The 15,314-nt window shown below is 64.2% G+C and carries 13 protein-coding genes; 6 read left to right on the top strand and 7 right to left on the bottom strand.

Annotated features, from left to right (window positions below; all coding sequences use genetic code 11):
* Window positions 1–32: 32 nt before the first annotated feature.
* Window positions 33–587, bottom strand: a complete 555-nt coding sequence (locus tag N2605_RS33550; RefSeq protein ID WP_036002403.1) for an ActR/PrrA/RegA family redox response regulator transcription factor — start codon at window positions 585–587, stop codon at window positions 33–35.
* Window positions 588–689: 102 nt separating this feature from the next.
* Window positions 690–2,012, bottom strand: a complete 1,323-nt coding sequence (locus N2605_RS33545) for an ActS/PrrB/RegB family redox-sensitive histidine kinase (protein WP_109142077.1) — start codon at window positions 2,010–2,012, stop codon at window positions 690–692.
* 119 nt (window positions 2,013–2,131) lie between these two features.
* On the opposite strand from N2605_RS33545, the gene N2605_RS33540 reads away from it, so the two are divergent.
* The 4 genes from N2605_RS33540 to N2605_RS33525 all read left to right on the top strand — a co-directional run bounded on the left by N2605_RS33540 (window position 2,132) and on the right by N2605_RS33525 (window position 6,472).
* Window positions 2,132–2,935, top strand: a complete 804-nt coding sequence (locus N2605_RS33540; protein WP_036023980.1) for an ABC transporter ATP-binding protein — start codon at window positions 2,132–2,134, stop codon at window positions 2,933–2,935.
* Between the two features lie 211 nt (window positions 2,936–3,146).
* Window positions 3,147–3,965, top strand: coding sequence for an ABC transporter permease (locus N2605_RS33535; protein WP_036002338.1), 819 nt, complete (start codon window positions 3,147–3,149; stop codon window positions 3,963–3,965).
* Between the two features lie 121 nt (window positions 3,966–4,086).
* Window positions 4,087–5,415 (top strand): polyhydroxyalkanoate depolymerase, encoded by a 1,329-nt coding sequence (locus tag N2605_RS33530; protein ID WP_036023987.1) that lies wholly within the window; start codon window positions 4,087–4,089, stop codon window positions 5,413–5,415.
* 217 nt (window positions 5,416–5,632) lie between these two features.
* Entirely contained in the window at window positions 5,633–6,472 is an 840-nt protein-coding gene (locus N2605_RS33525; RefSeq protein WP_036023974.1) for a M48 family metallopeptidase, read from the top strand.
* Window positions 6,473–6,796: 324 nt separating this feature from the next.
* On the opposite strand, the gene N2605_RS33520 is transcribed toward N2605_RS33525, so the two are convergent.
* Window positions 6,797–9,007: a transglycosylase domain-containing protein gene (locus tag N2605_RS33520; RefSeq protein WP_225148433.1), complete on the bottom strand. Its 2,211-nt coding sequence runs from the start codon at window positions 9,005–9,007 to the stop codon at window positions 6,797–6,799.
* 170 nt (window positions 9,008–9,177) lie between these two features.
* On the opposite strand from N2605_RS33520, the gene N2605_RS33515 reads away from it, so the two are divergent.
* A complete protein-coding gene (locus tag N2605_RS33515; RefSeq protein ID WP_036002330.1) occupies window positions 9,178–9,603 on the top strand; it encodes a DUF1330 domain-containing protein in 426 nt (141 codons plus the stop codon).
* A gap of 129 nt (window positions 9,604–9,732) precedes the next feature.
* Here N2605_RS33515 and N2605_RS33510 read toward each other — a convergent pair whose 3' ends face one another.
* Both N2605_RS33510 and N2605_RS33505 read right to left on the bottom strand, forming a co-directional pair.
* Window positions 9,733–10,956, bottom strand: a complete 1,224-nt coding sequence (locus N2605_RS33510; protein ID WP_225148431.1) for an ABC transporter substrate-binding protein — start codon at window positions 10,954–10,956, stop codon at window positions 9,733–9,735.
* A gap of 134 nt (window positions 10,957–11,090) precedes the next feature.
* On the bottom strand, window positions 11,091–11,474 hold the full coding sequence (locus N2605_RS33505; protein ID WP_081492917.1) for a DUF1304 domain-containing protein: 384 nt from the start codon (window positions 11,472–11,474) through the stop codon (window positions 11,091–11,093).
* Window positions 11,475–11,546: 72 nt separating this feature from the next.
* Here N2605_RS33505 and N2605_RS33500 point away from each other — a divergent pair, with 72 nt between their 5' ends.
* Window positions 11,547–12,077 (top strand): methylated-DNA--[protein]-cysteine S-methyltransferase, encoded by a 531-nt coding sequence (locus N2605_RS33500; RefSeq protein WP_036023966.1) that lies wholly within the window; start codon window positions 11,547–11,549, stop codon window positions 12,075–12,077.
* Window positions 12,078–12,085: 8 nt separating this feature from the next.
* Here the strand turns inward: N2605_RS33500 and N2605_RS33495 are convergent, their stop codons facing one another.
* Both N2605_RS33495 and N2605_RS33490 read right to left on the bottom strand, forming a co-directional pair.
* Window positions 12,086–12,271 (bottom strand): hypothetical protein, encoded by a 186-nt coding sequence (locus tag N2605_RS33495; protein WP_036023964.1) that lies wholly within the window; start codon window positions 12,269–12,271, stop codon window positions 12,086–12,088.
* A 33-nt stretch (window positions 12,272–12,304) separates the two neighbouring features.
* Window positions 12,305–15,094: a [protein-PII] uridylyltransferase gene (locus tag N2605_RS33490; RefSeq protein WP_260345080.1), complete on the bottom strand. Its 2,790-nt coding sequence runs from the start codon at window positions 15,092–15,094 to the stop codon at window positions 12,305–12,307.
* Window positions 15,095–15,314 lie beyond the last annotated feature (220 nt).

The following is a 15,314-nucleotide window of genomic DNA, read 5'->3' as shown; positions in this document are numbered from 1 at the left end:
CGCTTCGCGCCTTTGCCCACCCTACGAGACCTTTACCTCGGCGCGCGCTTAGCCAGGATCCGCTGCAAGGTACGCCGGTGCATGTTGAGCCGGCGCGCCGTTTCCGAGACGTTGCGATTGCACATCTCGTAGATGCGTTGGATGTGCTCCCAGCGGACGCGGTCGGCCGACATCGGGTTGGCCGGCAGCTCGGATTTGTCCGTGTTGGTCGACAGCAGTGCGGCGACGACGTCGTCGGCATCCGCGGGCTTGGAGAGATAATCGATCGCGCCCATCTTCACTGCGGTCACCGCAGTGGCGATGTTGCCGTAGCCGGTCAGCACGATCGCGCGCGCATCCGGCCGCTTCTTCTTGAGCGCCGAGACCACGTCGAGGCCGTTGCCGTCGCCGAGCCGCAGATCCACCACCGCGAACGCCGGCGCCGATTTGCCGATCTGCGCAAGCCCGTCCGAGACCGTGTCGCATGATGTCACCGAAAAGCCGCGGCTCTCCATGGCCCGTGACAAACGCTCCAGAAACGGCTTGTCGTCTTCAACGATGAGCAGCGAGCGGTCGGTCTGTTCGTTCAGGTCGGCAATGGCGTTCAAGGTTGTTTCCTCTCTCCAGCGCATCGACATATGGCGTCGCAATCGCGCGGTGCCAAGGCGGCAAATGGTCGACCCGCCCCGTTGTGCGACGCAAGGTCGCGGCTATCCTATTGTTTCTTCGAGCGTCTCGATAGCCTCAAAACGCTGTCTCGGCCATGTGATCTGAACCACCGCACCATGGTCCGGAAAGATTCGGTTGGTAAACGAGACCTTCGCGCCGGTGCGCTCCAGCAAGGTGCGCGCGATGAAGACGCCGAGGCCGAGGCCGCGCCGTTCGCCGCCACCATCATCCTGGGGGCGTCGCCGCGACAGATAGGGCTCGCCGATCCGGTTGAGGATATCGGGTGGAATGCCCGGTCCGTCGTCGGAGATCACGAGCTCGATATGGTCCTGGTTCCACCAGGCGTTCACCTCGACGGTGGTGCGGGCGAAATCGACCGCGTTCTCGACGATGTTGCCGATGCCGTAGAGGATCGCGGGATTGCGCGAGCCGACCGGCTCCGCCGCCGCGGCCACCGCGATCCGCACCTTGATCTCGACGCCGAAATCGCGATGCGGCGCCACCACCTCCTCGATCAGCTCCGACAGCTTCATGTGGTCGAACGGCGCGCCGGTGGGGGAAAGCTGGGTGATCTTGCTGAGGATGTCGCGGCAGCGCTGGGTCTGCTCGCGCAAGGTCTTCAGGTCGGCGGCGATGCTTGGCTCCTTCACCGTCTTTTCCAGCTCGCGCGAGATCAGGAAGATCGTCGCGAGCGGCGTGCCGAGCTCGTGTGCGGCCGCGGCGGCAAGACCGTCGAGCTGGGTCAGGTGCTGCTCGCGCGTCAGCACCAGTTCGGTTGCGGCCAGCGCGTCCGCAAGTTTGCGCGCCTCCTCGGTCACCTGGAACGAGTAGAGGCTGGTGACGCCGATCGCGAGCGCAATCGAAAGCCAGACCCCGACGAGATAGACCGGCGGCAGCACCAGGGGATCCTCGGAATCCCACGGCAGCGGAAAATGGAAGAAGAACAGGACCGACGCGCAGGCCACCGCGAGCAGGCCGAGGCCGAAGGTGAAACGGGCCGGCAGCGCCGTGGCCGAGATCAGCACGGGTGCGAGGAACAGGAACGAGAACGGGTTCTGCAGTCCGCCGGTGAAGAACAACAGACCGGCCAGCTCGACGATGTTCAGCGCGAGCAGGCCGGCCGCCTGCATCGGCTCCAGCCGCTGCATCGGATTGGCTGCGGTCTGGAGTGCGAGGTTGAGCGCCGCCGAGAGCGCGATGATGCTGACGCAGGGAATGATCTCGACGTTGAACTCCAGCCCCTGGGCCACGATGAAGATCGCGGCGAGTTGCCCCAGCACCGCCAGCCAGCGCAGCCGCAGGATCGTGTCCAGCCGGATATGCCGCTGCGCGTGATGGAAGTCGGAATCGGCAATTTTGGTCATATCGGCCAATGTGGCGGCGCCTTCCAAGGTCACGGACGCCGGGCTGACGGAACCGCCCGGTGAGGAGCCCTTACATCGAGCCTTGCGCTCGCCGATGCAATAGCAGAAGAACGGCCAGCATGACCGAGAATGGCAAGGCTTCAAGTCGGCCGACTGTCGCGGATCGAGATTCGTCCGCGGCAATTGCCGTCGATCACCTCGTCAAGGTCTACAAGCAGACCCGCGCCGTCGACGACATCTCCTTCTCGCTGCCGCGCGGCAGCATCACCGGGCTGCTCGGCGGCAACGGCGCCGGCAAGACCACGACTATCGCGATGATCATGGGCTTGGTGCTGCCGACCTCCGGCCGCGTGCAGGTGCTCGGTCACGAGATGCCGGACGAGAGTGCGTCCGTGCTGGGGCGGATGAATTTCGAAAGCCCCTATGTCGACATGCCGATGCGGCTCACGGTGCGGCAGAACCTCACCGTGTTCGGCAAGCTCTATGCGGTGAAGAACCTCACTGAGCGCATTGCCAGGCTCGCCGCCGATCTCGACCTCGGCGATTTCATCGACCGCGCCAACGGCAAGCTCTCCGCCGGGCAGAAGACCCGCGTTGCGCTGGCAAAGGCGCTGATCAACCAGCCGGAGCTGCTCTTGCTGGACGAGCCGACCGCCTCGCTCGACCCCGATACCGCCGATTGGGTGCGGGCGCATCTGGAGCGGTATCGCCGGGACAACAACGCCACCATTCTCCTCGCCTCGCACAACATGCTCGAGGTCGAGCGGCTCTGCGACCGCGTCATCATCATGAAGCGCGGCCGCATCGAGGACGACGACACGCCCGAGGCGATCATGGCCCGCTACAACCGCACCACGCTGGAGGAGGTGTTTCTCGACGTCGCCCGCGGCCGGGCAAACGGGGCGAAGGAGGCGGTGAGGTGAGGGAGAGCTGTAATCGTAACTTCAATGGAGCGACGTCATTCCGGGGCGCGCGGAGCGCGAGCCCGGAATCCATAACCACAGGCGGCAGCTGTGAGGCGAGACTGGTAAATCCGAGTCTTCGCCAAATTCAATCCTGTGATTATGGATCCCGGGTTCGCGACTACGTCGCGCCCCGGGATGACACTTTCCATCCCGGCCACGGGGTACGGCCATGACCGAGCTCTCCCTCCACCGCGGCATCTCGCTCCACCGCATCGGCGCGATGATCCTGCGCTATTGGTATCTGCTGCTGTCGTCCTGGCCGCGGCTGCTCGAGCTGCTCTATTGGCCGGCGCTGCAGGTCATCACCTGGGGCTTTCTCCAGTATTACATCGCCGAGAACGCCAATTTCTTCGCGCGCGCCGGCGGCACGCTGATCGGCGCCGTCATCCTCTGGGACATCCTGTTCCGCGGCCAGCTCGGCTTCTCCATCTCGTTCCTGGAGGAGATGTGGGCGCGCAACCTCGGCAATCTCATGATGAGCCCCTTGAGGCCGATCGAGTTTCTGTTGGCGCTCATGGTCATGAGCCTGATCCGGCTTGCGATCGGCATCATTCCGATGACCCTGCTCGCGCTGTTCCTGTTTCACTTCAACATCTATGCCCTCGGCCTGCCCCTGATCGCGTTCTTCTGCAATCTGATCTTCACGAGCTGGTCGGTCGGCATCTTCGTCTCGGGCCTCGTGGTGCGTAACGGCCTCGGCGCCGAGAGCATCGTCTGGACCTTGATGTTCGCAATCCTGCCGCTTGCCTGCGTCTACTACCCCGTCAGCGTGTTGCCGGTCTGGCTGCAATACGTCGCCTGGGCGTTGCCGCCGACCTATGCCTTCGAGGGCATGCGCGCGCTGCTGATCGAGCAGACCTTTAGGAGCGATCTGATGATGGAGGCGTTGCTCATCAACGCCGTCCTTTTGGTTGCATCTTTTGGGGCATTCCTTGCCCTTTTGCGCAGCGCAAAGCGGCACGGCTCGCTGCTGTCGGGCGGTGAATAAAGTCACTTTCCCGTGGATTCACGCTGATTTGGCGGTTTTCGGCACGTAGATGTACGGAACCATGCATTGACGCAATATTACGCATTCGGCAGTATGCTGCGATGCGAAGAGGAATATGACGATGCCTATTGGTGAGTTCGGCGGCGCACCGCCCCTGGCGGCAGAAGGCAGTCCGGCCCTGACGACGCCGATGTACTGGATGTACGAGATGGCGCACGCCTCTCTCAATCCGGCGCGTGCGGTCACCGACGCGACCAAGCTGCTGTTTCAGAACCCCCTCAATCCCTGGTCGCGCACCGAGGTCGGCAAGTCGGTCGCCGCGGCCTGCGAATTGTTCGAGCGCACCACGCGCCGCTACGGCAAGCCGGAATGGGGTCTCAACGACACCGAGGTCAACGGCATCCGCGTCCCCGTCGAGATCCGCTCGGTCTGGGAAAAGCCATTCTGCAAGCTGCTCTACTTCGACCGCAAGTTCGCCCGTCCGCTGCGCAGTCCGCAGCCGCGTGTGCTGATCGTGGCGCCGATGTCCGGCCATTATGCGACGCTGCTGCGCGGCACGGTCGAAGCCTTCCTGCCGGCGCATGAGGTCTACATCACCGACTGGGCCGATGCCCGCATGGTGCCCTTGAGCGAAGGCCGCTTCGATCTCGACGATTACATCGACTATGTCATCGAGATGCTGCATGTGCTTGGCGGCAACACCCACGTGATGGCGGTGTGCCAGCCCTCCGTGCCCGTCGTCGCGGCGGTCTCGATCATGGAAGCGCGGCGCGATCCGTTCGTGCCGACCTCAATGACGCTGATGGGCGGCCCGATCGACACCCGCCGCAATCCGACAGCGGTGAACAATCTCGCCCAGGAGCGCGGCATCGACTGGTTCCGCAACCACGTCATCACCAAAGTGCCGTTCCCGCATCCGGGCATGATGCGCGACGTCTATCCAGGATTCTTGCAGCTCAACGGCTTCATCAGCATGAATCTCGACCGGCACATGGATGCCCACAAGCAGCTGTTTGCCCATCTGGTGAAGGGCGACGGCGATCTCGCCGACAAGCATCGCGACTTCTACGACGAATATCTCGCGGTGATGGATCTGTCGGCCGAGTATTACCTGCAGACCGTCGACACCGTGTTCGTGAAGCACTCGTTGCCGAAGGGCGAGATGACCCATCGCGGAACCCGCGTCGATCCTTCCAAGGTCAAGCGCGTCGCGTTGATGACGGTCGAAGGCGAGAACGACGACATCTCCGGTCTCGGTCAGACCGAGGCGACGCACACATTGTGCAGCGCGATTCCCGATCATCGCCGCGTTCATTACGTCCAGAAGGGCGTCGGACATTACGGCGTGTTCAATGGATCGCGTTTCAAATCGGAGATCGTGCCACGGATTCACGACTTCATGGTTTCGGCTGCGAATCCTGCTTCGTTGCAGGCGCTTGCGGCTGAATAACCTCGAATTTCGGCTTTCCCGTCGAAATTTAGGCCCCTGTCGCGGCCTCCGGCGGGCGCAACTCCACGCCAGATTCGCGGTATTTAGGTAGCTTTATAGGAGTGAGTCAGCCCTCACCCCTTGGGGGTGTTGCATGCGTCCAGCGGGGGCGAAAAAAGCCGGTTCCAACCCCAGTCTGTAGGGTCTCCCGGACGCCTGACCGCTGTATATTGGGCAAATGATTTGTTTTTGCGCCGAGCGCTTCCCATGGCGGCGGTTATGGCAGAATCCGGGCGCCCTCCTGCCCCCCGGACTGACAGACATGGCCACCCGCGCACTCCTTTATCGTAGGCCCCACGAACCGAAGACCCTCGTCATCACCCACGGATCGCAATTTTTTGCGATTCGGCTGCGCCGGCACCGCCGCGCGCGCCGTTACACGCTCCGAATCCATCCGAGCGACCGCGAAGCCATCCTCACCATGCCGCCGCGCGGCACGCTTGCGGAGGCCAAGGACTTCGCACAGCGTCACGGTGCGTGGATCGCAGCGCGCCTCGGCCGCTTGCCGAAGGCCGCACCGTTCCAGCCGGGCACGGTGATACCGCTGCGCGGGACGCCGCATCGCATCGTTCATCGCGCCGGCACCCGCGGCACGGTGTGGACCGAGGTGCGTGACAGCGGTGAGCGCATTCTCTGCGTCGCCGGCGGCCTCGAGCATGTCGATCGGCGCGTCAGCGATTTCCTCAAGCGCGAGGCGCGCCGCGACCTGCAGCGCTCGGCGGAGGTCTACGCGGCCGAGCTCGGGGTCAGGGTCAAGCGCCTCTCGATCCGCGATCAGTCCAGCCGCTGGGGCTCCTGCACCTCGGCCGGCTCGCTGTCGTTCTCCTGGCGGCTGATCCTCGCCCCGCCCTTCGTGCTCGACTACCTCGCCGCGCACGAAGTCGCCCATCTCGTCGAGATGAACCACTCGCCGCGCTTCTGGCGCGTCTGCGGCAAGGTCTGCCCGTCGATGGAGCGCGCCAAGAAGTGGCTCGACACGTACGGGAATGATCTGCACCGGTATGGCGTCGAGGATTAGTTCCTCGCAGATCAGGCCGCGCTCCCAGCGCTGTCATCGCCCGCGAAGGCGGGCGATCCAGTACGCCGCAGCAGCCGTTATGAATCTCGATGCCTCGGAGTCCTGGATTCCCCGCCTTCGCGGGGAATGACAGGAGAGAGTGGGCAGGCATCACCGCTCCATTATCGCCACACTTCGCGACGATTGCGCCGCTTGCCTGATTAATCCCGGCGCATCAACCGCTTCGCAGCATCCAGCGCGCATCGCGCCGGACCTCGTCTTCTACTGTGCATGGGGTTGTTTTCGCAGTTTGTGCTTTGAGGCCCGAAGGGTCCCAACCCACAACTACCGATTCCCGCCGAACAGCCGGTCCATCAGCCAGCCATCGAGCCCGGCTGCCGCCTCGGGGCGCACATTGGCGCGCGTCGGAGGCGGCGGGCGATAGCCGCCGGCGTTCGGTTGTGGCGGTGCCGCGGGCGTCGGCGGCGACACCTGCGAGGCCGCCTGCGCGAGGTTCGACAGGCCCCAGCCGCCGGGTGAGCTCGGCAACGCCGCCACCGGCACGCCCTCGTGCGCGGCCTTCATGAAGCGCGACCAGACTTCGACCGGCAGGCCGCCGCCGGTCGCCTTCTTGGTCGGCGAGTTGTCGTCGTTGCCGAGCCAGACGCCGGTGACGAGACTCGCGGTGTAGCCGATGAACCAGGCGTCGCGATAATCCTGGCTGGTGCCGGTTTTGCCCGCCGCCGGCCAGCCCGGGATCTCCGCCTTCTTGGCAGTGCCCGAAACAAGCGTCTCCCGCATCATCGCGTTCATCATGCCGACATGGCGGGGGTCGATGACCTGGTTGCGCTCCTCCGCCTGGCGCATGTAGAGCAGCTTGCCGCTGACTGTCCTGATCCTTGTGACGACATGCGGCGCCACGGCGAGGCCGCCATTGGCGAACGGCGCATAGGCGCCGACCAGCTCGACCATGGAGACTTCGGAGGTGCCGAGCGCGATCGAGGCGTTGGGCTCGAGCTTGGAGGAGATGCCGAGGCGGTGTGCGGTGCGCACCACGTTCTTCGGCCCGACCTCGAGGCCAAGACGGATCGCGACGGTGTTGAGCGACATCGCCAGCGCCTGGGTCAGCGTCACCGCGCCGAAATATTCATGGGTGTAGTTCTCAGGACGCCAGCCCTTGACCTCGATCGGCGCGTCCTGGCGCATGGTGTCGGGCGTCAGCCCCTGCTCGAGCGCGGTCAGGTACACGAACGGCTTGAACGAGGAGCCCGGCTGACGTTTTGCGGTGACCGCGCGGTTGTACTGGCTGTCGGAATAGTTCCGCCCGCCCACCATGGCGCGCACTGCGCCGTCGGGCGTCATGGCGACCAGCGCGCCCTGGCTGACGTTGAACTTCACGCTCTTGGCCGCGAGCTCGTCGATGATGGCGGCTTCCGCCACGCTCTGCAGTTTCGGATCGATCGTGGTCTCGACCTTGATGCTCTCGTCGATCTGCCCGACCAGATCGTCCAGCACCTCGCCGATCCAGTCGGCGACATAGTTCACCGTGCCGGCGCCGGCCGGCTTCACGTTGTAGGAGGGATGGCCGATCGAGGCCTTCGCCTGCGCGTCGGTGATGAACTTCGCATCCGCCATCGCCGCGAGCACGATCTGGGCCCGCGCTTCGGCACCTTCCGGATTGCGGTTCGGGGCAAGGCGGGATGGCGACTTGACGAGGCCGGCCAGCATCGCGGCTTCCGCGACGGTCACGGCCTTCGCCGACTTGCCGAAATATTTCTGCGCTGCCGCCTCGACGCCGTAGGCGCCGGAGCCGAAATAGACGCGGTTGAGATAAAGCTCCAGGATCTCGTCCTTGGAATGCTTGCGCTCCAGCCAGATCGCGAGCTCCACCTCCTGGAGCTTGCGCTGGATGGTGCGCTCCTGGGTCAGGAACAGGTTCTTCGCGAGCTGCTGCGTCAAGGTCGAGCCGCCCTGCGAGACGCCGCGATGAAGCAAATTGGTGACGAGCGCGCGCAGGATGCCGACCGGGTCGATGCCGAAATGCGAATAGAAGCGGCGATCCTCGATCGCGATGAACGCCTTGGGCAAATACGGCGGCAGATCCTTCAGCGCGACATTGGCGCCGGCCATCTCGCCGCGCTGGGCCAGAATGCTGCCGTCGATGCCGACGATCTGGATCGTTGGCGGGCGCTTCGGGATCTCCAGCGACTGGATCGGCGGCAGATGCGCGCCGACATAGATCACGACGCCGATCACCGCGATGACGCCCCACAGGCTCAGCACCGCGCCCCAATAGACCAGGCGGCCGAGACCGAACCCGCCACGCGACTTCGCTCGACGCTTGGCGCCGCTGCGGCCGGCTGGCGCCTTGCGCTCGCGCGGCGGCTCGGTGCCGGCATCCTCGCTCTTGCGCTTGGCGGATGGTTTCGCGGATTTTTTCGGCTTGTCGTCGCCGCCGGGAACGCGGTCTGCCGGGGTGAGCCGCAGATCGGCGAGCGCCGCGGGCAAGCCGAACAGCGGCTCCTTCCGCGCACCCTTTTTCTTTCCCCACGCCATACGCAAAACGCCCGGTCAGCCCGCCCCGCCGAGACGCTAGCGGTCGCTGTTTAAGGCCGGGTTACCCCGGCGTTAACGCACGATTAGGAGATGCGGCATTCGCCGGCCGCAGTTCCGCTTCCGGGGCCGCAAGGCTAGGATCGCTCGTATCAATAAGATGAGGGAGCGCCATGGGCCATATCGATCCGACCAAGGAGATCTTCGCGCAATTCCGGGAGAACGATCGGCCGGGCCCGATCCACATGCTCAACCTGGTGCGCCTGCGCAAAGAGGCGGCCTATCCCGACGGCCGCAAGGCGAGCGGCGCGGAAGCCTATGCGGCCTATGGCCGCGAAAGCGGCCCGGTGTTCGAACGGCTCGGCGGCCGCATCGTCTGGCAGGGCAAATTCGAGCTGATGCTGATCGGCCCGCAGGAGGAACGCTGGGACCATTGCTTCATCGCCGAATATCCAACCGTCGCCGCCTTCGTCGAGATGATCCGCGACCCCGTCTATCGTGAGGCGGTGAAGCACCGCCAGGCCGCGGTGGAGGATTCGCGGCTGATCCGGCACGCCGTGCTGCCGGTCGGGAAGAACTTTGGAGAGATACCGACCTGAACGCCAAGTAGGAGGCTCTCTCGATCGTCATGGCCGGGCTTGACCCGGCCATCCACGGCTTCCTTGACGCCCCAAGAACGTGGATGCCCGGGACAAGCCCGGGCATGACGTCGCAGAGGCAGATGCGTTCTAGCCCGACGGGCCGGTGTCCTCGATGATCGGTCCGAACAGCTCCCAGCGCTCGCCGTTGAACTTCATCATCTGCATCTGCTTGTTGACGCGGTAGTCGTTCGGCCCGGTGTTGATCTTGATGCCGGGCAGCGCCAGGCTCGGCGTGTAGCCCTTGATATTGGTGGCCTGCTTCATGATGTTCGCACGCGTCAGATCGTCGCCGCATTGCTTCAAGACCTGCACCAAGAGCTCGGCGACCGAATAGGCGTAGGTGTTGATGGTGTTGAGCTTGTCACCTTCCGGGAAATACTTGTCCATGAAAGCGAAGAAAGCCTTCACGCCGGGATCGTCCTTCCACTGCGGGTCGCTCGGCTCCTTGCCGTAATTGGTCGAGATGATGCCCTTGGAGATGTCGAGGCCTGCCGGCTTCAGCGTCGCCGAAATCGGGCTCGCATTGATGTCGAGGATGTGCACCGGCGTCCAGCCGAGATCGGCAAGCTTCTTAATCGCCTGCGCCGCGAATTTCGGCGTCGAGGCGTTATAGAACAGGTCGACGCCCATCGACTTCAGCTTCACCACCTGCGAGTCGACGGTGGGGTCGGTCACCTCATACGACACCTCGCCGACGATCATGTTGGCCTTGTCGCCGAGGCCGCTCTTGAGGCCGGCAAGATAGTCGCGGCCCATGTCGTCGTTCTGGTAGAGCACGCCGATCTTGGCGTTGGGGTGATTGGCGAGAATGTATTTTGCGTAGATCCGCCCCTCGGACACATAGTTGGGATTGTAAGCGATGGTCCAAGGATAGTTCTGCGGATCGTTGAAGCGCGCGGCGCCGGTCGAGGCCAGCAGCTGAGGTACCTTCTTGCCGTTGAGGTACTTCTGCACGGCGGCGTTCGCGGCTGTGCCGATCAGCTGAAAGGTGAACAGGACCTCGTCGCCCTCGACCAGCTTGCGCACCTGCTCGACGGTCTTCGGCGGCGAATAGGCGTCGTCATACTGGATCAGGTTGATCTTGCGGCCGTTGATGCCGCCCTGATCGTTGATCATCCTGAAATATGCGGCCTGGGTCTTGCCGATATTGGCGTAGACCGAATAGGCGCCGGAGAACGGCACGGTCTGGCCAATCTTGATCTCGGTGTCGCTTGCGCCGGTGTCGTATTTCTTCTGGGCGAGGGCCTGGCTGGTCGAGACTGCGACGGCGAACGCCGCCGTGGCAGCTAGGAAGGCTCTGCGATTGTTCATGTTGGTTCGTTCCTCCTGACGGAATTTTAGGTCGATGGTCTTTCTCCGTTGATTGCAACGGTCGCCATCGCTGCCGAAGATTGTGGAGGAAGCTTCGCCGCAGCGCAAGGATCGCGGCGCCGCGCCGTAGCGTCTCAGGCGAGAAACATCGCAATCAGCGCGATTGCCGCCGGCAGCGCCTGCACGATCAGGATCCGCGTGCTGACGGTCGCCGCGCCATAGGCGCCGGCCACGATCACGCAGAGCAGGAAGAACACCTTGATCTGGAATGCGAAGGCCGGGTTGCCGTGGAACAGGCCCCAGACCAGGCCGGCCGCGAGGAAGCCGTTATAGAGACCCTGATTGGCGGCCAGCACCCTGGTGATCTCGGCCTTCTCGGGCGAATTCCGAAACACCTTCAGGCCCAGCGGCTTGTCCCAGAGAAACATCTCCAGGACGAGGAAGAAGACGTGCAGCGCCGCGACCAGCGCCACCAGGATATTGGCGATCAGGATCAAGGCGAGCTCCCCCAAAAGCATCAGCTTTCGGGTGGACGTTAGCACGGCCGCCGTGGCAAGTGCGATCGATGTGTTTCGATTGCTGGTGCCGCAATGTCCGCTCGATCAACCAAGGTGCCTGAACGCTTCGGTCTCGACCACCTGGCGACGCCGATCGGGATTGCGCTGCTCGTCACCGATGCCGAGGGCAAGCTGCGCGCGCTCGACTGGGAAGACTATGAGCACCGCATGCGCGATCTGCTGCGCCTGCACTATGGCACAGTGGATCTGCGTGATCAGCCTGCGCCGTCGGACATGCGGACCGCACTCTCGCGCTATTTCGACGGTGATCTCGGTCAGCTCCAGAGCATCGCATGGCGTATCGCCGGCACGCCGTTCCAGCAAAAAGTCTGGACCGCGCTCGCGCAGATCCCCGCCGGCACCACGATGAGTTACGGCGCGCTCGCCGCGAAGATCGACATGCCCAGGGCGATACGAGCCGTCGGCCACGCCAACGGCTCAAATCCGATCAGTGTGGTGCTCCCGTGCCATCGCCTGATCGGAGCGGACGGTTCGCTGGTGAAGTATGGTGGTGGCCTCGAGCGGAAGAGATGGCTGCTGCGGCACGAGGGGGTGGAGATTTGACGCGCAGCTCAGATGCTGTTCGGGTTAATGCGCGGATCCCCCTGTTTCCAGTCAACCCATTCCTCTGCGTCTCGAAGCGAAACAAAGTCGGCGATCGGAATGTCTGTTAGGTCAGCGCGCCGTTCGATCACACGCCATCCGCCCTGTTCGAGGCGCTGGATTATGTAAGATTCGACCGGAAGGTAATCAGTCATTGCGGCTGAGCCTTTTGGGATTGCGAGGCTGGTTCAAGCCGCCGGCTGCACCGCCTTGTCGCCGGCCATCACATGGGTCAGCGCGCTCTTGATCGCGGCCTGGCGCGTCGGCGCGTTGATCTGGGCGCCCAGCAGGTCGGTGACGTAGAACACGTCGCGCGCGCGCTCGCCGAAGGTCGCGACATGGGCCGAGGCGATGTTGAGATTGAGCTTGGAGATCGCGGTGGTCAGCTCGTAGAGCAGGCCGGGCCGGTCGAGCCCGGAGACCTCGATCACGGTGTAGCGATCGGACCATTGGTTGTTGATCGTCACCTCTGGTTCGATCACGAAAGGCTTCGCCTTGCTGCGCACGGTGCGCCGCGCCACCACTTCCGGCAGGCGCAGCTTGCCCTCCAGCACGTCCTCGATCATCTCGCCGATGCGCGTGGCGCGCCGTCCCTCGTCCTCGTCGCGGTCGTACTCGCGCGAGATCGAGATGGTGTCGAGCGCGCGGCCGTCGGTCGTGGTGTAGATCTGGGCGTCGACGATGTTGGCGCCGGCCGAGGCGCAGGCGCCCGCGATGATCGACAGCAGCCAGGGATGGTCGGCGGCGAAGATCGTCAGCTCGGTGACGCCGCGCACCTCGTCGAAACCGACATTGATCGCGAGCTTGTGGCCGGCCTGCTCGCTGGAGCGGACGAAGCGGGCGTGCCGGATCTTGCGCGGCAGCTCGACCTTGAGCCAGTAGGCCGGATAGTGCCGGCCGATATAGGCGTCGAGCTCGTCGTTCGGCCATTCGGCGAAGGCCACGCGGAATTCGGCGTGCGCAGCGGCGAGGCGCTTGCCGCGGTCGACCTCTGAGAAGCCGCCGGTCAGCACCGGCTCGGTCTCGTAGTATAGCGAGCGCAAGAGCTGCGCCTTCCAGCCGTTCCACACGCCAGGGCCGACCCCGCGGATGTCGGCGGTGGTCAGGATGGTCAAGAGCTTCATCTGCTCCACAGACTGCACCACGGCAGCGAAATTCTCGATGGTCTTGCGATCGGAGAGGTCGCGCGATTGCGCGACCGTGGACATCGTCAGGTGCTCCTCGATCAGCCAGGCCACGAGCTCGGTGTCGGCCGGGCTGAAGCCGAGCCGCGGGCAGAGCCGCCGCGCCACCTTGGCGCCGGCGATGGAGTGGTCCTCGGGACGGCCCTTGGCGACGTCGTGCAGCAGCGTTGCGATGTAGATCACCGCGCGGTGCTCGGGCCGGATCTTGCGGAACAGGTCGCTCGCCAGCGCGAACTCCTCGATGCCGCCGCGCTCGATGTCCTGGAGGAAGCCGATGCAGCGGATCAGGTGCTCGTCGACGGTGTAGTGATGATACATGTTGAATTGCATCATCGAGACGATCTTGCCGAAGGCGCGGATGAAATGGCCGAGCACGCCGGTCTCGTTCATCCGCCGCAGCACGATCTCGGCATTGTCGGAGGTCAGGATCTCCATGAACAGCCGGTTGGCCTCGGGATTTTCGCGCAAGCCCGCGTTGATCAGGCCGAGCGAGCGCGTCACGTCGCGCATCGCATCCGGATGGAAGGCAAGGTTGTTCTTCTGCGCGAGGCGGAAGATGCGGATCAGATTGACCGGGTCGTGCTTGAACACGTCGGGCGCGGCAACATTGATGCGGTTGTTGTCGACGATGAAGTCGTCGCTGTCGGGGACGCGCCGCTTCACTGCGCTCGGTCGCAGCCGCGCCATCACCCGGCTCAGCACCGGCGCGGGCTTGGCCTGCTGGTCCTCGAGCTTGGCGCAGAGAATGGCGGTGAGGTTGCCGACTTCCTTGGCGACCAGGAAGTAGTGCTTCATGAAGCGCTCGACGTCCTGCATGCCCGGATGCGAGGTGTAGCCGAGACGTATCGCGATCTCGCGCTGGAGATCGAAGGAGAGGCGCTCCTCGGCGCGACCAGAGTAGAAATGCAGATTGCAGCGCACCGACCAGAGGAAGTCGGCGCAGCGGCGGAAGGTGCGATATTCCTGCGCGTCGAACACGCCGCGCCCGACCAGCTCGTGGGTGTCGCGGACGCGGTAGACGTATTTGGCGATCCAGAACAGTGTGTGCAGGTCGCGCAAGGCCCCCTTGCCGTCCTTGACGTTGGGCTCGACCAGATAACGCGACTGGCCGCCGCGGCGGTGGCGCTCCTCGCGCTCGGCGAGCTTTGCGGTGACGAATTCGGACGCGGTGCCCTGCACCACTTCCTTGTCGAAGCGCTCGACCAGCTCGTCGTAGAGCGGCTTGTCGCCGGTCAGGAAACGCGTCTCCAGGATCGCGGTCCGGATGGTCATGTCGCCGCGCGCCTGCCGGATCGATTCATCGACCGATCGCGTGGCGTGGCCGACCTTCAACCCCATGTCCCAGAGGCAATAGAGAATGGCTTCGGCGACCTGCTCGCCCCAGGCGGTCTGCTTGTAGGGCAGGATGAAGAGCAGATCGATGTCCGATTCCGGCGCCATCAGCCCGCGGCCGTAGCCGCCGGTCGCCACCACCGCCATGCGCTCGGCGCCGCTCGGGATCGGCGAGCGGTAGAGATGGCGCGTCGCGGCCGAATACAGGATGCGGATGATCTCGTCCTGCACGTGGCACAGCCGCTCGGCGCAGCGGCGGCCGTGGCGGTCCTTCAGAAGGATCGCCTGGGCGGCGGCGCGCGCCGCGATCAGCTCCGCCTTGAGCAATAGCGCCATCGCCGTGCGGAACGCGTCCTCGCGCCCCTCGTGCTTCTCGGCAAGCGCATCGACCGCGGCGGTGATCCGCGCGGTATCGAAGCGCTCGTCCACCTGTGGCTTCTGCTCAGTCGCGACGCTGTCCATGTCTTACCGGATATAAGAGGTGACAGGCGCTGTCACGAGACATTCGCAAGGGACGACCGGCGAGTTTCGCCATGCAGATGAATCGGCTTCGATATCGATATCGGCGCCTGGGGTAACGTCATGAATGTGCTCAGATTTTTCTCCTGGATCCCGGCTGGTCATGACTGCCTCCACCAATCATGGGCTGACACAAAACCAATCGCGCTCTATACCGCTCGTC

Origin of the sequence: Bradyrhizobium yuanmingense (assembly GCF_025200905.1) — a bacterium.
Lineage (GTDB): Bacteria > Pseudomonadota > Alphaproteobacteria > Rhizobiales > Xanthobacteraceae > Bradyrhizobium > Bradyrhizobium yuanmingense.
The sequence above is the reverse complement of the archived record's forward strand: the minus strand, read 5'-3'. Positions and strand labels throughout refer to the sequence as shown.